The 20,987-nt window shown below is 35.4% G+C and carries 16 protein-coding genes; 4 read left to right on the top strand and 12 right to left on the bottom strand.

Annotated features, from left to right (window positions below; genetic code table 11):
- Positions 1–9: 9 nt before the first annotated feature.
- The 3 genes from FLA105534_RS03660 to FLA105534_RS03650 all read right to left on the bottom strand — a co-directional run bounded on the left by FLA105534_RS03660 (position 10) and on the right by FLA105534_RS03650 (position 6,875).
- Positions 10–1,980, bottom strand: coding sequence for a putative porin (locus tag FLA105534_RS03660; RefSeq protein ID WP_173964694.1), 1,971 nt, complete (start codon positions 1,978–1,980; stop codon positions 10–12).
- 177 nt (positions 1,981–2,157) lie between these two features.
- Entirely contained in the window at positions 2,158–3,762 is a 1,605-nt protein-coding gene (locus FLA105534_RS03655; RefSeq protein WP_173964693.1) for a RagB/SusD family nutrient uptake outer membrane protein, read from the bottom strand.
- Between the two features lie 8 nt (positions 3,763–3,770).
- On the bottom strand, positions 3,771–6,875 hold the full coding sequence (locus tag FLA105534_RS03650) for a SusC/RagA family TonB-linked outer membrane protein (RefSeq protein WP_173964692.1): 3,105 nt from the start codon (positions 6,873–6,875) through the stop codon (positions 3,771–3,773).
- 389 nt (positions 6,876–7,264) lie between these two features.
- Between FLA105534_RS03650 and FLA105534_RS03645 the strand changes: the two genes are divergently transcribed.
- Together FLA105534_RS03645 and FLA105534_RS03640 are read left to right on the top strand one after the other, a co-directional pair.
- On the top strand, positions 7,265–7,921 hold the full coding sequence (locus tag FLA105534_RS03645) for a ribonuclease HII (RefSeq protein WP_173964691.1): 657 nt from the start codon (positions 7,265–7,267) through the stop codon (positions 7,919–7,921).
- Positions 7,922–8,123: 202 nt separating this feature from the next.
- Complete coding sequence (locus tag FLA105534_RS03640) at positions 8,124–9,134, top strand: OmpA family protein (protein ID WP_173964690.1); 1,011 nt, start codon at positions 8,124–8,126, stop codon at positions 9,132–9,134.
- A gap of 87 nt (positions 9,135–9,221) precedes the next feature.
- On the opposite strand, the gene FLA105534_RS03635 is transcribed toward FLA105534_RS03640, so the two are convergent.
- From FLA105534_RS03635 to FLA105534_RS03610, 6 genes are all read right to left on the bottom strand, one after another.
- On the bottom strand, positions 9,222–11,597 hold the full coding sequence (locus FLA105534_RS03635; protein WP_173964689.1) for a TonB-dependent receptor: 2,376 nt from the start codon (positions 11,595–11,597) through the stop codon (positions 9,222–9,224).
- Between the two features lie 67 nt (positions 11,598–11,664).
- Entirely contained in the window at positions 11,665–12,246 is a 582-nt protein-coding gene (locus tag FLA105534_RS03630) for a Crp/Fnr family transcriptional regulator (protein ID WP_173964688.1), read from the bottom strand.
- Positions 12,247–12,338: 92 nt separating this feature from the next.
- On the bottom strand, positions 12,339–12,929 hold the full coding sequence (locus tag FLA105534_RS03625) for an NAD(P)H-dependent oxidoreductase (protein WP_173964687.1): 591 nt from the start codon (positions 12,927–12,929) through the stop codon (positions 12,339–12,341).
- Positions 12,930–13,007: 78 nt separating this feature from the next.
- Complete coding sequence (locus FLA105534_RS03620) at positions 13,008–13,829, bottom strand: helix-turn-helix domain-containing protein (RefSeq protein WP_173964686.1); 822 nt, start codon at positions 13,827–13,829, stop codon at positions 13,008–13,010.
- A gap of 25 nt (positions 13,830–13,854) precedes the next feature.
- A complete protein-coding gene (lipB, locus tag FLA105534_RS03615) occupies positions 13,855–14,553 on the bottom strand; it encodes a lipoyl(octanoyl) transferase LipB (protein ID WP_173964685.1) in 699 nt (232 codons plus the stop codon).
- Between the two features lie 5 nt (positions 14,554–14,558).
- Positions 14,559–15,314 (bottom strand): hypothetical protein, encoded by a 756-nt coding sequence (locus FLA105534_RS03610; protein ID WP_173964684.1) that lies wholly within the window; start codon positions 15,312–15,314, stop codon positions 14,559–14,561.
- Positions 15,315–15,726: 412 nt separating this feature from the next.
- Between FLA105534_RS03610 and lysS the strand changes: the two genes are divergently transcribed.
- A complete protein-coding gene (gene lysS, locus FLA105534_RS03605; protein WP_173964683.1) occupies positions 15,727–17,427 on the top strand; it encodes a lysine--tRNA ligase in 1,701 nt (566 codons plus the stop codon).
- Positions 17,428–17,540: 113 nt separating this feature from the next.
- Here lysS and FLA105534_RS03600 read toward each other — a convergent pair whose 3' ends face one another.
- The 3 genes from FLA105534_RS03600 to FLA105534_RS03590 all read right to left on the bottom strand — a co-directional run bounded on the left by FLA105534_RS03600 (position 17,541) and on the right by FLA105534_RS03590 (position 20,268).
- Positions 17,541–18,143: a hypothetical protein gene (locus FLA105534_RS03600; protein ID WP_173964682.1), complete on the bottom strand. Its 603-nt coding sequence runs from the start codon at positions 18,141–18,143 to the stop codon at positions 17,541–17,543.
- 79 nt (positions 18,144–18,222) lie between these two features.
- Positions 18,223–19,248: a 2-hydroxyacid dehydrogenase gene (locus FLA105534_RS03595; protein ID WP_173964681.1), complete on the bottom strand. Its 1,026-nt coding sequence runs from the start codon at positions 19,246–19,248 to the stop codon at positions 18,223–18,225.
- Positions 19,249–19,344: 96 nt separating this feature from the next.
- Entirely contained in the window at positions 19,345–20,268 is a 924-nt protein-coding gene (locus FLA105534_RS03590; RefSeq protein WP_173964680.1) for a DUF4274 domain-containing protein, read from the bottom strand.
- Between the two features lie 245 nt (positions 20,269–20,513).
- Here FLA105534_RS03590 and FLA105534_RS03585 point away from each other — a divergent pair, with 245 nt between their 5' ends.
- Positions 20,514–20,957, top strand: a complete 444-nt coding sequence (locus tag FLA105534_RS03585) for a hypothetical protein (RefSeq protein ID WP_173964679.1) — start codon at positions 20,514–20,516, stop codon at positions 20,955–20,957.
- The last annotated feature ends 30 nt before the right edge of the window (positions 20,958–20,987 follow it).

Here is a 20,987-nt window from a genome sequence, read left to right as displayed (position 1 = left end):
CTCCTAATCTTATTGGAAGAAATTCCAAACCAGACCAAATCGGATCACAAAATCACGATAGGGATTATTAGGTGCCGAATAATAATCGCTTTTTGAGAATAAAGCGTTTATGTGCTCTGCTTTAAAATAAAAGCGGGTCTGACGAATTCTGGCGTTTAGAAAAAGATCGAATAACGGATAACCGCCAATCTTTTTATCATTCTGAACAAAAAATTCTCCTACAACCGGGTTATAGTCATTTCCGTAATATTTTGTAAAGTAATTAAATACAACTCCAGATTGCATGTACAATGCTTTCTTAAAAAAGTAACCTGAATAATAGAAGGTATTTCTAGTCACAAAATCAGGTACATTAAGAATCAAATCTGACTGACCAACCTTTTGGTATAAAAGTGTATTGTCTAAGGCAAATCGGCCAAATTTAAATTCACGGCTTGCTTTAATTTCCAGATAATTAATCGCATTACCATATTGAGCCGGCTCAATAATTTGAATATGTGCAGTAGCCTGAGCATCAGAAGATTTATCTCTAAAATAAAGATGATCGTTTAAAACGGTATACTGAACTTCTGCATTTAACCAAGGTGTTGACACATTGGCGCTAAGCGAGTTAATTTTTTCATTTTTAAAATTATTCGACCAGTTGTACTCTGTGTAACTGCTTTGGTATAAATTGAAATTGTTGTTTGGCAATTTATTGATGTTACGATATCTGAAATCAAACTGAATTTTATCATTCATATCGTATCTCAGTTTCGCATCTAAGTTAGAAAGCGACTGATTTGTAATCGATCTTGAATACAGAAAACGACCGTTCCATTTATTTTTTTGGTATTCGTACTGACCTCCGAAATTGTTAATTTGTAGAAATAAATTATCCGGTATAACTTTTTTGTCTTTCCCTATGATAATTCTACCGTATTCATAATTGGATCGGTAATCGTCTACAAAAAAATTAAATTTTCCTAAAAGAGAGTTTTCGTAAGCAAGTCCTGCCTTATTGTAGAGCCTTTCGTATTTCGTTTTATCGTTGATACCACTTGTAACATACGAATCTCCAAAGCGTTGAAACGCCGTCCCATTACCAATATTTGAAGCTAGTGTTGCCTGATTATATTCAAAAAGTTTATTTTCGTAATTAAACTGATGTGTTACATATAAATTGTTACTTCCGTTCTTGGGATTTACTCTGAACGCATGATCAAAAAACAGGCGTCTTCCTTTCAAAAACGACTTGGCATCTGTAAGGTAAACCTGTAATCTTTGACGATTTTTATAATCTTTATTATCACTTTCAAAATCTGTAGGTGTTGTAATCCCGCCATTCTCTTCATTTGAAATGTCCTGATACGTATAGTGCGCATTTATCGCATACCTTTTATCTGTTGTGGCATAACTGGTGGTGAATCTGAAATTTCCTGCACTTACCAATTGGTTTATATAATCTCCTTCTGAGCGTAAACCTTTGTAAGCAATAGAAAAGTTAAGATTTTTTGAGGTGTTTAACGTAATAAAGGAGTCTACGTTCTGACCTTTATTGATAGTGGTATTAAAAAACAACTCGGTAAAAGGAGTTGCCGCCGAATAATAACGAATCTGATCGGCTTCCATGTAATTAAAATGTTTACCGCTAAAACCAATTTCGGGATAAGGAGAAAAATTAGTTAAACTGTATTGCAGCGTATTAAAAGTTTGTCCGATGTTTGAGAAAGCCAAAAGCCCGAAATCGTCTTTTCTAAGATGATTTTGTTTGTAGGCACTTTTCAAGGTTAGCGAGGTATCTACATAGGTGGTATCGTGCTCCAATGTGATAATCTGATATTGATCTATGGTAGCAATCTTGGCTTTTTTCTTTTTTACCGTATCAGTTATACTTGAATATTTGGTGTTCATGTCTAAGTTATTTTTAGATGTAGTTTTTTCCTGAGAAAATACTAAAGTTGGTACAACTAAAAGATATAGAAAAATGAATATTCTCATTTGATGGTTTTATAGGTAATTATTACGACAAAATTTATCAGGCAAAGGTAAAAGATAAAAACGTATAAAAAAACAAATCATTGTGATCTGGATTCTTTTTCAAGCCAAACTGTTGAAACAAAAACCCCCAATCAAATGAATGATTGAGGGCTTTCAAAAAAAATCAAAATATTTATCTTAATTCCATCCTGGATTTTGACCTAATCCCGGATTAGTATTCATTTCAATTTGTGGTATTGGCCATAAAAATCTAAAGTCAGATGCAGGTATAGCAGCAACTGGGGTTGTAATAACAAAACTATTACCCAAAACAAATGCAGCAGCAGGAGGTGAGACAGCACTAGCTACCTTAGCAGGAATTCCGTTAGTTGCAACAGATGCTATTGGATCTGCCGTCAATCTGTGAATGTCAGTCCATCTGCGACCTTCCTGTAAAAATTCAATTCTTCTTTCTTTTAGAATAGCCTCAACCATAGTAGGAACAGTAGGAAAAGAAGCAGCTGTATAAGCCTGCCCCACAGGGTTCCCTGGAGTTGCTACAGGATTAGCCAACGATCTGTTTCTTACAGAGTTCAACAAAGTTAGAGCTGCTGGTAAATTTGATAAACGTGCCTGAGCTTCAGCCATATTCAACACTACCTCAGCATATCTGATAACTGGTGCAGCATCTGTACGATTTGTAACATCTGTGTACTTATTAGTATATTTAATTCCTGCCGCAGTGTAAATAAACTTCCCTTCTTCTCTTCGTTTATCATCTGTCAACCACCATTTAGTATCTCTCCATAAAATAGGACTAATACAAACCAGTGCCCTGTCTCTTAACATACTGGCTAATGCAGCATTTACACCAGGATTAGATGTAGCAGCATGCTGAATAGAAAAAATAGACTCCGAGTTACTAGTACTAGCAGCCGCAGTATTCTGAAACGGTGCGTAAGGATCAGCTGTCAATGCAAAAACCCCATTTAACTTACTACCTTCAACAATTACATTTGCCCAATCTCTTTTTTGAAGATAAAGTCTGGTTTTGAACGCAATTGCAGCCCATTTAGAAGCTTTACCAACAACTCTTGATGCAAATCCGCTTGAACTACCTGTAGTAATTAAAGTTTCTGCAGCATTTAAATCAGTCAAAACTTTTGCATAACAATCAGCAACTGTATTTCTAGGTTTTACTGTTTCTGAGTCAATTTCAGCTTGTGTATTAACTCCAACTTCTCTGTAAGGAATACCTGCATGAGTTGCACCAGGAGTGTCAAAATAAGGTTTCGCAAAATAAGTTAGTAATTCTAAATGTGTAATTGCTCTTAAAAATTTACACTGACCGATATAATTATCTCCAGCCGCTTTGGTGATGATACCTTTTGCAACAGCATCTGTCGTACCTTCAATCATCAAATTACATCTGTTGATTAATCTGTAACCATCAACCCAGTAATAAACATTGTTAGCACTAGTTGGATCATAGGTTGTACTGTATGTCAAATCATAAAATGTTGCCATATTAACAACATCTTCACCTCTTGTTTCTCCTTGCTCTACATACGCAGCTCCCCAAACATATCCTCTACCACCATTTGCAGTAGTAGCGTTATATTGACCAATAGCTGCCGCATTATAAACACCGTTCATATAACTCTCTATCAAAGTTGGTGTTGTAAAAGCATCCGGACTTAGAATATTATTTACTGGTTTTAAATCCAATATCTTGTCTTCTGTACATGAACTCATCCCGAGTACAGCTACAGAAAGTAAAATTGTTTTTATTATATTTTTCATAGTACTTATTATAAACTTACATTTAATCCAACTGAGATCACTTTTGAACGTGGTGTTCCATTAATATCTACTCCAGATGTTTCCATCTCAGGATTCAAACCTTTGTAATCTGAAATCAGCCAAATATTTTGCGCTTGAACAAATAGCCTGAAGTTATCTACCTTAATTTTATCTAGCAACATTTTAGGCAGTGTGTAACCAATACTAATATTATCAAGTGAAATAAAATCGCCTTTTTCAACAAAACGGGTACTTGCGCTTCCACTAAGATTTGTTGAAGTATTTGTACCTGCATATAATCTTGGTGTCCATCCGTCTCCCGGATTGTCAACACTTTGCCATCTTCCTAAAATTTCTGTTCCGTTGTTGTTAAAGTTTTGGTTCATCAACTCTCTTCTAGTGGAATTAAAAATTTTATTCCCTCCACTAAATCTGAACATAAAACCAAAATCAAGATTTTTATACTTCATCGTAGAACTAACAGATCCGTAATAAGTTGGCAACGTGTTCCCCAAAATAGTTCTATCAGAACTAGTCAATGATGCTGCTGCACCTGCCGCTGCCGGATTATTTGGATCAAAAACAGAATAGGTAACAGCTGGCAAGTTTCCTTGTACTAAACTACCGTCTGCTTTGTAATACACCGGGTTACCGTTTGCTTTATTAACTCCCCAATATTTAAATCCATATAAAGAGTTAACTGATTCTCCTTGCTGAATAATGATATTTGGAGCAATGCTTGTATCTGTAGATGACCCCCCTATGATTGGTTGTCCTTGATACAATGCCGTAACTTTATTCTTAGCAAGCGTTAAATTAGAAGAGATATCCCATTTAAAGTTTGCATTATTAATTGCCTTAAATGTAGCAGCAAACTCATATCCCTGATTGTACATTTTACCAACATTTTGATTGACCGTATTATTAGGAATACCAATGGATGGAGGTTGTGGTGCCGCCAAAACTAAATTGTCGATATTATTTTTAAAATAATCGAAGCTTAATGTCAAACGATTGTTAAGCAATCCTAAATCTACACCAAAATCAACTTTAGTTGAAGTTTCCCATTCTAATAAAGGATTCCCAAATTGCCAGTAACCAATACCATTAGAAGAACCATATGGAGAACCAATTGTAAGATCTTTTGAAGGATAAGAAGCTCCATCCAAAACCTCAACATTACCAACCTGAGAATAAGAACCTCTAAATTTCAAATCAGAAACTGTATTGCTAATTCCTTCCATGAAACTTTCTTTAGATACGGTCCAACCTGCAGAAACTCCAGGGAAATTATGGTACCTAACATTTTTTTCAAACTGAGAAATTCCGTCACGTCTAAGGGATCCCTGAATAAAATATTTCTCTTTGTAGTTATAAGTAACACGCCCTAAATAAGACATAATACCTTTTTCGGTAACACCACCACCAGAATCTCTTGTATTATAAGTATTACTTACTAAATTTTTATCAAAGAAATCACTTATAATATCACTTCCTGACCCCCAAAAAATCTTTGTTTTGGATTTTTGATATTCAGCAACACCTGTTACTCCAAGATTATGATCTTCAGCAAAAGTGTGCTTGTAGTTCAAAATATTCTGCCAGTTCCATCTCATAAGATTCGTATTGTCCTGATATACACTACCATTTGATGAACGTCCGTCTCCGTGCACAGGATTCCAGTATCGGTAACCATCTGTTGATGCATTATCCGCACTTACCTGCAATTTATAGCTTAAATCAGAAGTAATCTTTGCATTTGCAAAAACACTTGCAATTATTCTCGTTGTTGTTGATTCATATTTATTATGATCCAATGCATAAATAATATTGGTAATATTATCTCCTACCGGAGCTAAATTATCCCACTGCCCAACGGTTGCATTATTTGACGAAAGATTGTATCCTGTTGGATCAAGGACATCATAAATAGGTGTATTTGGCAACTGTCTGATCGTATTAAAAAAGTTACCTGACAAACTGCTTGCGGCACTATTCAATCCTTTATACTCCGTTCTGTTTACATTAAAATTTGTACCAAAACTAAACCATTTGTTGACATCCTGATCAATATTAGCTCTAATCGAATACTTTTTCATACTATTAGATAAATTGATACCATCTAAATCAGTAAGCCCTAAAGATAAATAGTACTTTGTTTTATCAGAACCTCCACTGAAATTAAGATTATGCGTCATTTGAGGTGCATTTCTTAACACAGCACCTTGCCAATCTGTATTGTAAGTATTTCCAACTGCCCAAGGAGCCTGACCTCTATTGGTTCTTTTTTCATTAGAAATAACCAGAAAATCAGGAGTCTCTAACAAATCATATTTTTTAGCAGCACTAGCAACACCAAAAACACTTGAATAAGAAACTTTTAGACTACCTTTCTTTCCGCTTTTAGTCGTAATCAAAACAACTCCATTTGCTGCTCTTGATCCATAGATAGCAGTTGCAGCACCATCTTTTAAAATATCAAAAGATTCTATATCATCCGGATTGATATCTGCTAAACCATTTGTAGAAGAAACCCCTCCGATATCACCAGAATAAATTGGAATACCATCAACAACAATTAATGGCTCTGTACTACCAGAAATAGATCCGATACCTCTAATTCTAATTTTTGGCGCAGCACCAATAAGTCCGGTATTGTTTAATACCTGAACTCCCGTCGCTCTACCTGCCAAAAGTCCTTCAACACTTGGAGTTACAAGATTAGAAATGTCGCTTCCTGCAATTTTAGAGATAGAACCGGTTACTTCTTTTCTTTTCTGTACACCGTAACCTACAACTACAACCTCATTCATTAATTGAGCCTCTGACTCCAATACAACATTAACTGAATTTGAAGAACCAACAGTTGCTTGTTTGTTATTCATACCTACATATGAAAAAACTAACACATCACCTGTCTTTGCTTTTATGGAATAACTTCCGTCAAAATCAGTTTGAGTGCTTACTTTAGATCCTTTCACAAGAACATTTACTCCCGGAATAACCCCTGTTTTATCAGAGACCTTTCCAGTCACAGTTCTCTCCTGAGCAAAAGAAAACTGCATAGATAACGCCACAACCAGCGTAAAAATCCATTTAAATTTTAATTTCATTTTAATTTATTTTGAATTAGTATGGCGCAAACATCTTAATTATTTCTTAAAACTCCAAAATTTTTTAACTTAATTTTAGTCTAAATTCCTAAACATCTATCAACATCCATCATAATTCGTTTAGATTCCATTCTTTTTAGTAGCAATATTCCTTATTTTTTTACTAAAAACATAAATTTATGTAATTTTAACACTTAACACCCTTTTAACACTTAATCCTCATAAAAAGCAAACCTGTTAAAAAAATAAGATCTGCTTTTGCGAACATCTTTTAAATTACATCTTTTTTTCTTTTTTTTCGCAAATCCAGGCTATTATTAAAGAAGAGATTTTAAACGCTATTAAAAAAAATTACAATATTTTTGACTTTGAATATAAAAAAACAGAAAATGCTTCAAAAAAATTACTCAGGACATCTTTTAGAAACCGGAACTGACGAAGCTGGTCGGGGATGTTTGGCTGGACCCGTAACTGCAGCAGCCGTAATTTTACCTGCTGATTTTGAAAATCAAACTCTAAACGACAGTAAACAATTGTCTGAAAAAGCAAGATCTCTGCTAAAACCTATTATAGAAGAACATGCCATCTGTTTTGCCGTTACACATTTATTCCCTGATGAAATTGACGAAATAAATATCCTGAATGCTTCAATGAAAGGAATGCAGGAATGTGTTTTAAAATTAAATCCTGAACCTGAGTTTATTATTGTTGATGGAAACCGATCGCTAAATGCAAAGCTGGGTCTAAAGAATACTGTTGGGAAACAATTTACTACAACTGAAATCGAATTGCTAAAATCAATCCCGAATCAAAGTATTATAAAAGGTGATGCTAAGTTTTTAAGTATTGCTGCTGCTTCGGTTCTTGCCAAAACCTATCGTGACGAATATATGGATCAGATTCACGAAGAATTTCCAATGTACAATTGGAAAAAAAATAAAGGCTACCCAACAAAAGAACATCGTGAAGCCATTAAAAAGTACGGTACTACAAAATACCATAGAATGTCCTTTAAATTACTGCCTACTCAGTTGGAGTTATTTTAAAGAAAGTGAATTACTTCAGCTAAATGTCGTTTCGTATAAAGTAAATCTATACTAAATCTCACAAAAACGCAAAGATAAAATCAACACTAACAATCACTTTTTCAAAACATTACATTCAAAAAAAACTCCATTAAACTGATTCTTTTTTTTGTTAAAATCTCTTCGCTTTGCTATCTTTGATTTTCAACACAAAACTAACTACATGAAAATCAAATTTTTAACATTATTTCTAATTGCATGCATCACCCTGGCATGCAATTCCAACAAAAAGCAGAATGATGTGACAGATAACACAGATTCTCTTGTATCAACCCCAGCTACTGAAACTCCCCCAACAGAGACTTCAGTTAAAAAATTCGAGATTAATGCTATCCCCGTTTCGGACAAACCTCTTGGCGCTTTTCCTTACTTTAACCTACCCGAAAATTACGAAGGCACTCCAAAGAATAATACAGCTGATTATGACGTTGCTTATTTTTGGGTGAAAGACCATTTTGAAAAACCAGAAGGAAAAATATTCTATGCCAGGATTACTGCAAAAGAAGGAAAATCATATAGTGATCTTGAAGTAGCAAAAAATTTAGAGGAATTAATTAAAAGCATTGATGGTGTAAAAATATCTGAAATGAAAGTTCATTCAGATTCCTCTTATACGATTCCGGAGAACAACCGTATCAAATACATGAATGGTTATGGCTTTATGGGTAATGCCATTACAACAACCTATCTTATTCGCCGTCCGGATAGAAATATCTGGGTTCAACTTACTCCTGGTGACGATGCTGTTTCTGCAGGATGGATGATTCTGGAAACAAAACCTTTTAAAATGACAGCTTCGCTTACCAAAGCAGATGAAATGAAGAAAGAGCTCGATTCTAAAGGCCACATCGCACTGTACATTAATTTCGACACCAATAAAGCTACTATAAAAACAGAATCTTCGCCTATAATTGATGAAATTCAAAAATTACTAACTGCTAATAGCAGCCTTAAAATTACCATTGAAGGTCATACCGATAATACTGGTCTTGCGGCGCAGAATAAAAAACTTTCTGAAGAAAGAGCAAGTGCTGTAAAAACGGCCTTAATCTCCAAGGGGATAAATGCATCCAGATTACAAACAAAAGGTTGGGGCTCCGATAAACCTATTGCCGATAATACTAGTGAAGAGAACAAAGCAAAAAATCGCAGGGTAGAAATTGTAAAATTGTAATACCCATTCTCGAAGGCCTTAATACAACAAATGAAAACGGAAGATCCTTTTATTGTTTTCATTTGTTGTTTTCTTCTATGTAAAAAACTAAAATTGAAATTTATATCCAAAATCAGGTGAAAAACCAATTTGATCTTTCTGATTGACACTATTCGTTAATCGATTGTATTCCTTCGTAAAAATATTGGTATGGTTGGTCACATTTTGAAGGTCTATATAAAACTGATGAAACCTTTTCTTTCTTTTGCTATTAAATTTAATTCCGAATTTAACATCCAACCTTAAATAAGGATCATACTGTTTGCTAAAGGCATTTGCATCATCTCTAATTTCATAACCGGCATTGTTTGAAGCGACCAAATCTACCGGTGTATAATAACGCCCTCCAGCAGTTGTGAATTTGGTATCAATCGAAAAAACATTTTTCTTTGCCTTCCCTATTCTAAATTCTTTCCCTCCTAACAAATTAATAATGTATCCGTTATTAAAAGGTGAGTTTCGTTCTATACCATCACTTCCTTTATATTTACTTTCAAAAAGCGAGGTGGTAAACAAAGCATAATAGCCTTCACTAAAGAATTTTTCGACGGTAAATTCAATACCCTGATTGTATCCGCTTCCCTTACTTACCAAAGACGTTTTATCAATAGAATAACTAAAATCGGCTCCTTCTGTTAAGGTCGAATAACTGCTTGGAAAAGGCTGCACTCCTGCCTTGCTGATATCCTGATAATAAAGCTCTACTTTTCCCCTCCATTTTCTGGCCAACCGCACATCATAGCCCAAAACATAATGCTGACTTTGAACTAAATCCAGATTCTTGTTGGTCTGAACCTGAGTTCCATTTACAAATTCATTCAGAAATAGTATCGGAGCCGGAACACCTTGATGGTGCAGACCATAACCAAAACTAATCGTGTTCCTTTGATTTACTGCATAGGCCAGAGCAGCCCTAGGTTCAAAAGCAAACTCCTTATTTATAGAAAAATACTGCCCATGAATACCGGCATTAAAAGTTAGCTTCTCCGTCAGACGAAATTGCCCCTGAGCAAACGGCTGAATAACATTGTAATTCCCACTGTTGTTTATCAGCTGAACAAAATCCGGGTAACCATCACCATCGTTGTCCTGCTGTCGGTCACGCGAAGACATTTTAGCATCAAGTGTATAATTCTCAAAAAGCAAACCCGCCCTGAAAGTTGTCTTTTTATTGATTTTAGAATTGAATAAAGTCGAGAATGTCACTCTGTTTTCATTGTTATTAATATCTGTAAAAGACAAACGGTTTTCTGCGGCAGTGTTGAAGTTATAATAACGGAAATTCTCGTAGGAGTTATTTGAATTTGAAAAACCGACAATGGTTTTCAAATACGATTTTGTTCCAATGTCCAGATTGTGCTTCAAACCAAACGAAGCAAATCCCGATTTTACGTAAGCATCCTCATCCTGGGCTGCAAAAGGGTCTTCTTTATCTATTTTATCTCCCAGAAAATCAATATCCGACGTTCCGTAGATTCCAAAAAGAGAGAAATTGCCTGCTTTACTTTTTCCTAAATCAATATTAAAACTGATATCTCTATAATTGGGCTGTGCATCTGTACCCGCTATTCCCAGAACCCCGACAAAGCCATATCTTGCCGCCGCTACAAACGAACCTCCTTTTTTACCAAGCGGTCCTTCTGCCATAAATTCGACTCCCGGATAAGCACCGGCACTCAGCATGTATTCGTAATCATCGGGATTTCCTTTTCGGAAACTCAGATCAAAAACACCTCCAATTGCATTTCCATACTCCGCTGGAAAGGCTGAAGTTAAAAAATCAGAATTGGCCAAAAGATTTGGATTCAAAGCCGAAATTGGCCCTCCTGTAGTTCCCAATGTCGAAAAGTGATTGGGACTCGGAACTGGCATTCCTTCTATTCTCCACAACATTCCAGACGGCGAATTCCCTCTTACAACAATATCGTTGCGGCTGTCATCTCCGGTAGAAACTCCGGCAAAATTAGAAACCAAACGAGCCACATCACTCCTTCCTCCTGCATATCGACTGACTTCTTCTGTAGTAAATTGTTTGGTTGATACTAATGCCATTTTGTTAAGCGGTTTGGCTTTATTAGAACCTGAGGACACAATAATTTCGTCAAGTGTATTGAACTTTTCGATCATCGAAACCGTTAACAAATTATCTTTTCCTGTGGTAATATCAAGATCAGAAACCGATGTGTTTTCATAGCCCTGAAAACTAAAACTAAGACTCTGTCGACCCAGCGGTACATTGGCCAGTTTAAAATTACCATCAGCATCTGAAATGGCGTTTTTCTTCTCATCACCTATCAATAAAATAACAACTCCAATAAGTGGTTTCTCGGATTGTTTATCAATGATTTTTCCCTTTACAGTTCCCGTTTGAGCATAGGTTATCAGCCCAAAAAAACCTATAATAATCAAGAATATTCTTTTCATTTTTATTTTGCTTTACAGTTATAAAAGCAAAAGTAAAGAGCTGAATTTTCTTAAAAATTGACTTGAGTTAAGATTTACTGTTCAATGTAATCCTGGTTCTGATCCGACTTAAACTTTCCGGCTGAATTCCTAAATAACTGGCGATGTGTTTTAACGAAACTCTTTCGACTACTTTCGGGCAATATTTTACAAACCGCAAATAACGTTCTTCATGAGACAATAAAGACATTGCCATATTTCTACCCGTCAATCCTTTGATGGTTCTTTCCATCATAATGCGCAGGAAAGAGTTAAATACCGGATATTCAGAAACCAGTTTTTCAAAATCGTGTTTATAGGCCAAATACAGCACACAGTCTTCCAGAGCTTCGATATTCAGCAATGACGGTTTGTTGTATAAAAAACTCTCAAAATCAGAGTACCAGTCATTTTCAAAAAAGAAATTTCCGGTAGATTCGACACCATCAAGTGAATAATAGTAACGAATGCATCCTTCTGCAATAAAAACTCCAAAATTACAAACATCGCCTTCTACTAAAAGATGTTCGTTTTTTTTGACTTTCTTTAGTTTAAGTATGTTTTTAAAGGCCATACTTTCCGTTTCATTAAATTCCATAAATCGGGACAGGTCAGTAATTACATTTTGCATGGTATCAGGTTTTTAGAAAAAATGGTTTAATAGATAACTAAAACTATTCGAAAAAATTGCTCTAAACTGCTCTGAAGCAGAAATATAACAAATTAGTCGCATACAACCTTTTCCTGAAACATTTCCTGAAGCTGACTGGTCCATTCCGAAATATTCTCGTCAGAAGCTCTGTCTGCCTTATCAAAATAAAAATGTTTTTGAACTTCCAATCCGCAATACTTAAAAATTCCGAAGTCTGAAGTTAAGATCAAAGCTTTATCCATTCCGATGGACTCGTATTCTGTATTTGATTTCCCGTGCGAATTGATTATGATGGTTTGTTTCCCGGTCAACAGCCCTTTTTGAATCCCCTTATCGTAACGATAAGCAAATCCATAACTAAAAACCCGATCGACATACCCTTTCATGATCGCCGGCATTCCGGTCCACCAAATTGGATAAATAAAAACAATACGATCAGCCCAGCTAATAAAATCCTGTTCTCTTTTTACCTCGTCAGCAATTTCTCCCACTCTTTGCCCATTCATATCCTCCAGAGACAAAACCGGATTAAAATGGAGGGCGTTTAAATCGCGTATGATAACTTCCTGCCCTGATTTCTCAAGGTTCTCCATAACAATTTGTTTGAAGTAATGGTTTAAACTAGTTGAATTGGGATGTGCGTAAACAATTAAATTTTTCATGTTTTCTGTTTTTTAAGATTGAACATGACAAATGTAAAACTGCTGATCCGATCACAATTGTAAGAAAACGAAAAGGGGCTATTCTGTCTTTGAGTTACAGATATCGTTTTGAAATTTCAGAAATTTAGTCGGAGAAATATTCATATAATGTTTAAAATCATGTATCAACTGACTCTGATCGTAATAACCGCATTGCTCAACAATGGCAAGCCAATCTGTTTTAGCGTTTTTTAGAATATCCTTTTGAATTGCTTCTACTGCTTTCAAAAAACGCTCGTAACGATTAATTTCTTTAATGGTATAACCAAAAAACTTCTTTTGATTCAATTGAACATTTCGTTCTGATTGATTTGTTTTAGAGGCAGTCGCTTTTATCGGATTGATATTTTTTTCTCTAAAATCGGCCAAAAGAGAGGTAATGGAATGCTGTTCCCGCAAATAAGGTTTACAGAATTCTAAAATATGATCCACCCGTTTTTTGGGATCAGCCAATTCTTTTAGCTCCTCCCACAAAGCGGCAAAACAATTTTCAACCATCAAAGTGTCGGGATGAACAGGCAAAGAATGCGTCAGAAGCGCGCTTCCAAAGAATCGGTAGAAAGCATCTTCTTTAAAGTTGGCTACCAGAATCTCTGAATCAGGATTTAAGGTGTACTCAAAGGCTTGTTTTATTGGTCCTAAAACGAGACATCGCTCTGCTTCCAGAATCATATTTTGATTTGATCTTAAAGAGGCTCCTTTTCCAAAAACAAAGACTAAGATCGTCTGAAAACTAGGTAATAATGTTTTCGTTACAGGAATATCGGTTTTATTCTGCGCAAAGTAAAAATGCGAAAAAACGGTATCAAATGCTGAAGGAACAGCAATTTTATAATTGTTATTTTCTTCAGCATCTGCCATATCTTTTTATATCTAGAAAGCCTATTTAAACAAACTCGGCTTCAAACAAATGGGTTAAATGTTTGATTATTTTTGCTTTTACTTCAGCCTCATCTACTCTTTCAACACCAAGCTCTACCTGCAACGAAGTCACTCCTTTACCGCGGATTCCACATGGAATAATGTTATCGAAGTATCCCAAATCGACATTTACATTTAAAGCAAATCCATGCATGGTTACCCAGCGCGACGCGCGAACACCAAGTGCACAAATTTTTCTGGCAAACGGAGTCCCTACATCTAACCACACTCCTGTTTCTCCATCACTTCGTCCGCACTTTAAACCGTATTCTTCTAAAGTAAGGATGATCGATTCTTCCAGAAAACGTAAATACTTATGAATATCGGTAAAGAAATTCTCCAAGTCCAAGATTGGGTAACCCACAATCTGTCCTGGTCCATGATAGGTAATATCGCCACCACGGTTGATTTTATAAAAGGTAGCACCTTTGGCCTCCAGCTGTTTTTCGTTTAGGAGCAAATTCTCAAAATCACCGCTTTTTCCCAGTGTATAAACGTGCGGATGTTCTACAAACAATAAGTAGTTGGGTGTTTCTAAATCAAGCTCTTCTCTTCGGTTTCTTATTTTTAGGTCGACTATGTCTTTAAAAAGTTCTTCCTGATATTCCCAGGTCGCTTTATAATCTTTACTTCCTAAATCCTGAAGTTGAATTTTTTTATTCATTTTAATTATTTTTCAAACTCAACGTCAAAGTTGAGCTTGTCAGGATTCTCCATATAATCCGTAAAAGGGTATTGAATTGTAATTGTTTTTCGGTCTTCACTAAACAAAGCCGTCGGATTTGAGACTTTTTTAATGCGTTTTGGGAAGTGGTATTTTATCACGTAAGTAGATGATGCAAAAACCATTTTTGACATTTCTGCGGTTGAATCCTGTACTTTTGCAGCCAGTTTTTGTTTATCGACTATCGCCTTACGGGTAAATTTCTTTCCGTCATAATTGTAGTTTACTGTACTATTATTATCCCCCAAACCTCCTACAAAAGGTGTTGATGCATCCGCTCCTCCTACTAGTTTTTGAAGAGTGTTGATTGACTGTAATATATCGTGTAATTCATTCACATTTTTAAAATCTTCTGAAAATGCCATCAGAAATTCTTTTTTTTCCTCATTCGTTTTAATATTAACCACAAGGTCTTCCAGTTTTTTAATCTCGCTTTGAACTTCAGGAGATAATTTTGAAATACTTTCGCTTTTATCAGCCAGTAATTGTTTGAAGGTAAAGGTAGAATCTACATTTTTTTTGGCATCAGCTCCCAATTGATCTCCTATCTGATTCCCAGCCATTGCCATTAAAGAAGAACCGTCCATGTTTAAAGAAAACTTTCCGGTTCCGTTATCATTCACGTAAATGCTCTCGGTAAAAGTACAACTTGTGAGTGTTACAAATAAAAAAGAAAAACTAAGTAGTTTGTATAATTTCATCGTGGTTAATTTTTTCTCAAAGATACGAAGTTTGGTGAATTGTTTAATCGTTTTGTTAGGTTCTTAGGTTCTTAGGTTCTTAGGTTCTTAGGTTCTTAGGTTCTTAGGTTCTTAGGTTCTTAGGTTCTTAGGTTCTTAGGTTCTTAGGTTCTTAGAAAATCATCTTCGATGATTTTCTAAGAACAGCTCGATCAGCTTTTCAACTCAAACGTTTTTTGAAAACAAAAACGTCTACTCTAGCCCCGATAGCAGCGGTATCCTTTTTTTGCTTTTTCTGCAAAAAAGATACAAGTGGATAGCGGGACAAAACCACCCTGAAAACCCGAAAATTACTGCTTCAAAAAATCTAAAATCAGCATTCTGAAATCTACATTCTTTTCTTTATCTTTGCACACTTAAAAAAGAGCACAAAATGGCACTATCAGAACAAGAAATCATCCGAAGAGAAAAACTTCAAAACTTACGCAACCTAGGAATCAATCCTTATCCCGCTAATCTTTTTCCTGTAAATCATACTTCAAAGCAAATAAAGGAGTCATTTGAAGAAGGTAAGAAGGTGATCGTTGCCGGACGTTTGATGAGTGTTCGTGATCAGGGGAAAGCTTGTTTCGCTGAATTGCAGGATAGTGAAGGACGTATTCAATTGTACGTGAATCGCGACGTTTTGTGTGAAGGCGACGATAAAACTTTATACAACACAGTATTTAAAAAACTAACCGATTTAGGAGACTTTATTGGTATCGAAGGAGAATTGTTCACGACTCAGGTTGGAGCGAAATGTATTCGTGTGAGCGGGTTTACTTTTTTGAGTAAAACATTACGTCCGTTGCCTTTACCTAAAGTAGACGAAGACGGAAATGTACATGATGCATTTAATGATGCTGAATTACGCTACAGAATGCGTTATGTAGATTTAACGGTGAATCAACAGGTTAAAGAAACGTTTATTAAACGTACCAAGTTATTTACCGCTATGCGCGGTTACTTTAACGATGCAGGATATCTTGAGGTTGATACTCCGGTTTTACAATCGATTCCCGGTGGTGCTTCGGCAAGACCTTTTATTACGCACCATAATTCGCTTGACATTCCGCTTTACATGCGTATTGCAAACGAATTGTATTTAAAAAGATTAATTGTTGGTGGATTTGAAGGTGTTTATGAGTTTTCCAGAAACTTCCGTAATGAAGGAATGGACAGAACCCATAACCCTGAGTTTACAGCAATGGAAATATATGTAGCCTACAAAGACTACAACTGGATGATGGAATTTGCAGAAGGCCTGCTTGAGCATTGTGCTATTGCCGTAAACGGAACTAGTGAAGTTACTTTTGGAGAACACCAAATCAACTTTAAAGCGCCTTACGCCCGTGTTACTATGACGGATTCGATCAAACATTTTACTGGTTTTGACATCTCAGGAAAAACAGAAGAAGAGCTGTTTGAAGCTGCAAAAGGAATGGGAATCGAAGTTGACAAAACAATGGGGAAAGGAAAATTGATTGATGAGATTTTTGGTGCAAAATGTGAAGGAAATTACATTCAGCCTACTTTCATTACCGATTATCCGAAAGAAATGTCTCCTCTATGTAAAGAACACCGCGATAATCCAGACTTAACAGAACGTTTTGAACTAATGGTTTGTGGTAAGGAAATTGCAAATGCTTATTCTGAATTAAACGACCCTATTGATCAGCGCGAACGTTTTGAAGATCAAATGCGTCTGGCTGCAAAAGGTGATGATGAAGCAAACGGTATTATCGACGAGGATTTCTTAAGAGCCTTAGAATACGGTATGCCTCCAACATCCGGAATGGGAATTGGAATGGACCGTTTGATTATGTATTTAACGAATAACGCATCGATTCAGGAAGTTTTATTGTTTCCACAAATGCGTCCGGAGAAAAAACAGACTGTCGAATTATCTGACGAAGAGAAATTTATCGTTGATTTATTGAAAGGAAATGAAAATAAAATGGATCTTCAGCAACTAAAAATTACTGCAAATTTAAGCGGCAAAAAATGGGATGCGTCTATGAAAAACTTATCAAAACACGGTTTGACTAAAGTAGCAGTTGAAGGTGAGTTTAAATTTGTGGAATTGGTGGGATAGTTTTTTTTAAAAATTCAAATTTTGGAAAATCCAAATTCCAAAACTGATTTATAATAATTCAAACGCGACAGGTTTTTAAAACCCTGTCGCGTTTATTATTTAATACAATTTGATTAAAACGAGTACTTCTCCAATTTCTTCCCATCGATATCCAAAACTGTTGTACTTTCTCTTGTAGCTTCCTCTTTAACAACTTCCTGAACAGATGGATTTGAAGGATATTTTCCATTTTTCAGTTTTAGAAGATGAAATTTTCCTCCACTTACAGCTATTAGATCATAAAATTTTTCAGTTACTGAAGTGGTTACATAAATCGGAAAATCAGTTACGGTAAAAGAATTGATCAAACTTCCGTCATTATTCAAAATGTATCCTGAGCAGCCTCCGCTTCCACAAAAATAAGGATTTGAAAAACCTACAAAATACTCTTCCTTTTTATCATTATTTAAATCAAAAGCACTGTAATAAAAGAATCTGTTGTCGGCTGTCAAGGCTGGCAGATCTTTTTTCAACAATACTAAAAGCTGTTTTCTGATGGTCTCGACTGCTTTATCGTCTTTGTGCGGAGCATCGCTTACGTCCGCTGTTCCGGTTGCTGTTTTTGTTATGGTGTCAGCTGCAATGGCTTCCACAACATTCTCTTCTCCTGTTTTTTCTTTATTCTGGCAAGAAATCATTCCTAAAACTAGAAATGCCATTAAAATTTTTCTTTTCATGTTTTCTCTTTTTTTAATTTTTACTATTCCGTTTCTAAACGCTACATGTTTTGAAAAACTGTAGCGTTTGTGATTCAATTTAAACCAACAAAGCGGTTTTATTTTCAATATCATTGTCAGTCAGTAAAGACTTTATATTGTTAAAGGTAACCAAAGCGATCTGCGTTAAGGCTTCATTGGTAAAAAAAGCCTGATGCGCCGTCACCAAGACATTTGGGAAACTCATTAAGCGCTGAATAGCATCGTCCTGAATAATATCAGCAGAAAGATCCCTAAAAAACAGTTTTTCTTCCTGTTCGTAAACATCAATTCCTAAATACCCAATTTTACCTTCTTTCAAACCTTCAATAACAGCGGCTGTTTCAATCAATCCTCCACGGCTTGTATTGATAAGCATTACACTTTCCTTCATTAAAGCGATAGATTCTTTATTAATGACATGTTTCGTCTGATCGTTTAGAGGACAATGCAATGAGATTATATCGCTGGTTTTGAAAATCTCTTCCAACGAAACAAACTGTACTCCATCTTTTTCCATTTCAGTATTTGTTACAATATCATATGCCAGAACTTTACAACCAAACCCCAGAGCGATCTTAGCGAAAGCTTTCCCGATATTCCCTGTTCCGATAATCCCGATAGTCTTCCCAAACAGGTCAAAACCTAATAATCCGTTTAGCGAAAAATTTTGTTCCCGAACTCTATTGTAGGCTTTATGTGTTTTTCTGTTCAGTGTTAGAATCATTGCCATCGCATGCTCTGCGACAGCCTGAGGCGAATATGCAGGAACCCTGCATACTTTCAGATTGTACTTTTTGGCCGCATCCAAATCAACATTATTAAAACCTGCACACCGCAGAGCAATAATCTTCACTCCTTTTTCAGCCAATTGTTTCAATACTGATTCATTGATAATATCATTTACAAACACACAAACAATCGAAGCATTTTCAATCAAAATAACGGTTTGAGGATTTAATTGCGTTTCAAAGAAATCCAATTCAAAACCAAATACGTCATTGTATTTATTGAAAAACGTTTTATCGTAAGGCTGTGTTGAAAAAAAAGCTATTTTATTTGTATTTACTGTATCCTTTAAACTCATCTTGATTCTTTTTTCTTGAAGTATTAATCCTTTGTTTTCACTAAAATTACATAATTATTTAGAAGTAAATTTCCTATACCTAAAAAACAACGCTTGTTAATCTCTGAATTTCATGTGATCGGTACTAAACAGTAATCCGATTCCACTGTAAGGATCTCTTTTTAAATCATAAAAATTATTCACTCCCTCCAGTTCTTTGTACAAATCAAAGATGATCGAAGTAGGTTGAAATCCGTCTATGGTATGAGCGATAATAGTATCAGCCAGACAGGTTAATTCTTTTGTGGTGTTGGTCACTCCTAGATTATTCCCGGTTTCCCAATCCCAGACAATCCAATCCCAACTATGTTTTTTATGCATACAATCCATCCATAAATAAGACAGGTAATTGATTTTTACCTTCCCTAATTCTTTGGTTTTCCAGTATTCAACACTTTCAACAATCGCATTTACTGCCGCATCAGTAGCATCATAAACAAAGTCCGGATTTGAAATCTGAATGATCTTTACAGCATCTGCTATCTTACTCGCGATTGTTTTCAGCTCCTTTTCATTCGGATTTCTTAAAAAAGCAAATTCAATATCCAATCGTTCGAAAACTACACCTACCGTTTTAAGCAACATTTCACTCGGAATACATGCTACATTGGAATTTTCATCCAAAAACTCCTTATTCGGATCGAAAGAAAAATTCTCATCCTGATAAAAACTATTAACATATCTTAGCTCAATTTCTTTCAACAATTTATACTGTTCAAAATACAAATCGTCCTTGACTTCGGCTTCACTTTTAAACCTGCAAAAATAATCGGGTTGCAGCATCCAATACAAACAAAGAGCCGTTCCTTTATCAAGCGTTTTTTGTTTAACGATCCATTCAAAAGGCACTATTCCATCATCATAATTCCAGTTTTGAACAAACTGATGCCATTCTGCTGCAGTTAACTTCTGATAGGACAGCTCTCCGTTTACCGCTTTTAAAACCCGGTTTTTATTCTTTTTGCTAAATGATTCTTCCATTTTTTTGATTCTGACAATGACCGTTCCTGATTTCTAATATTTAAACAAATTTAAAAAACCATTTCTTATAAAAACATGATAAAAAGCATGGACTAACGAACAAAACCCATTAACCCATTAAAATCCAAACAGATAAACTGCTTTTATATTTAATTTTGTTAAATAATCTATAATTCTGGCTGTCAGATTAAACCTCTTTAATCCAGTAAAGTCTAAGTTATATAAACAATTAAAAAACGTACATCATGAAGAAATTACTTATCGCAGCTTTGTTATTCGTTGTAATAGCAAGTTTTGCACAAGAGGCAGCAGATCAAAAACCTTCACGCGAACCAAGAGAAAAACTAACTCCGGAACAACGTAATGAAAAGCAGCTGAAAAAACTCACTTCGGAACTCAATTTAGATGCCAATCAGCAAGCGCAGGTAAAACAGCTTTTAGCAGACAGAAGTGCCAAAGCCGAAAAGTTTAAAGAAGACCGCAAAAGCAAGAAAGAGAACGGTACACCCCTGACAACAGAAGACAAAGTTGCTTTTAGAAAACAAATGCTAGATGAAAAAGCTGCTAACGATGCAAAAATGAAATCAATTTTAAATGACGACCAGTATAAAAAATGGACGGCTGTAAAAGACGAAAACAGAGAAAAAGCAAAAGAAAAAATGAAAGAATACAAAAAGGCAAACAACTAATTTAATTCATAAAAAAAGAGGCTCAAAAGC

Origin of the sequence: Flavobacterium collinsii (assembly GCF_902804485.1) — a bacterium.
GTDB lineage: Bacteria > Bacteroidota > Bacteroidia > Flavobacteriales > Flavobacteriaceae > Flavobacterium > Flavobacterium collinsii.
The sequence above is the reverse complement of the archived record's forward strand: the minus strand, read 5'-3'. Positions and strand labels throughout refer to the sequence as shown.

What these genes read in the sequence shown, in the direction of transcription:
- lysS (WP_173964683.1), top strand. Translation starts at nt 15,727, where the DNA reads ATGGCACTATCAGAACAAGAAATCATCCGAAGAGAAAAACTTCAAAAC.
- FLA105534_RS03600 (WP_173964682.1), bottom strand. Translation starts at nt 18,143, where the DNA reads ATGAAAAGAAAAATTTTAATGGCATTTCTAGTTTTAGGAATGATTTCT.
- FLA105534_RS03645 (WP_173964691.1), top strand. Translation starts at nt 7,265, where the DNA reads ATGCTTCAAAAAAATTACTCAGGACATCTTTTAGAAACCGGAACTGAC.
- FLA105534_RS03635 (WP_173964689.1), bottom strand. Translation starts at nt 11,597, where the DNA reads ATGAAAAGAATATTCTTGATTATTATAGGTTTTTTTGGGCTGATAACC.
- FLA105534_RS03655 (WP_173964693.1), bottom strand. Translation starts at nt 3,762, where the DNA reads ATGAAAAATATAATAAAAACAATTTTACTTTCTGTAGCTGTACTCGGG.
- FLA105534_RS03590 (WP_173964680.1), bottom strand. Translation starts at nt 20,268, where the DNA reads ATGGAAGAATCATTTAGCAAAAAGAATAAAAACCGGGTTTTAAAAGCG.
- FLA105534_RS03660 (WP_173964694.1), bottom strand. Translation starts at nt 1,980, where the DNA reads ATGAGAATATTCATTTTTCTATATCTTTTAGTTGTACCAACTTTAGTA.
- FLA105534_RS03650 (WP_173964692.1), bottom strand. Translation starts at nt 6,875, where the DNA reads ATGAAATTAAAATTTAAATGGATTTTTACGCTGGTTGTGGCGTTATCT.
- FLA105534_RS03610 (WP_173964684.1), bottom strand. Translation starts at nt 15,314, where the DNA reads ATGAAATTATACAAACTACTTAGTTTTTCTTTTTTATTTGTAACACTC.
- FLA105534_RS03640 (WP_173964690.1), top strand. Translation starts at nt 8,124, where the DNA reads ATGAAAATCAAATTTTTAACATTATTTCTAATTGCATGCATCACCCTG.
- lipB (WP_173964685.1), bottom strand. Translation starts at nt 14,553, where the DNA reads ATGAATAAAAAAATTCAACTTCAGGATTTAGGAAGTAAAGATTATAAA.
- FLA105534_RS03620 (WP_173964686.1), bottom strand. Translation starts at nt 13,829, where the DNA reads ATGGCAGATGCTGAAGAAAATAACAATTATAAAATTGCTGTTCCTTCA.
- FLA105534_RS03625 (WP_173964687.1), bottom strand. Translation starts at nt 12,929, where the DNA reads ATGAAAAATTTAATTGTTTACGCACATCCCAATTCAACTAGTTTAAAC.
- FLA105534_RS03595 (WP_173964681.1), bottom strand. Translation starts at nt 19,248, where the DNA reads ATGAGTTTAAAGGATACAGTAAATACAAATAAAATAGCTTTTTTTTCA.
- FLA105534_RS03585 (WP_173964679.1), top strand. Translation starts at nt 20,514, where the DNA reads ATGAAGAAATTACTTATCGCAGCTTTGTTATTCGTTGTAATAGCAAGT.
- FLA105534_RS03630 (WP_173964688.1), bottom strand. Translation starts at nt 12,246, where the DNA reads ATGCAAAATGTAATTACTGACCTGTCCCGATTTATGGAATTTAATGAA.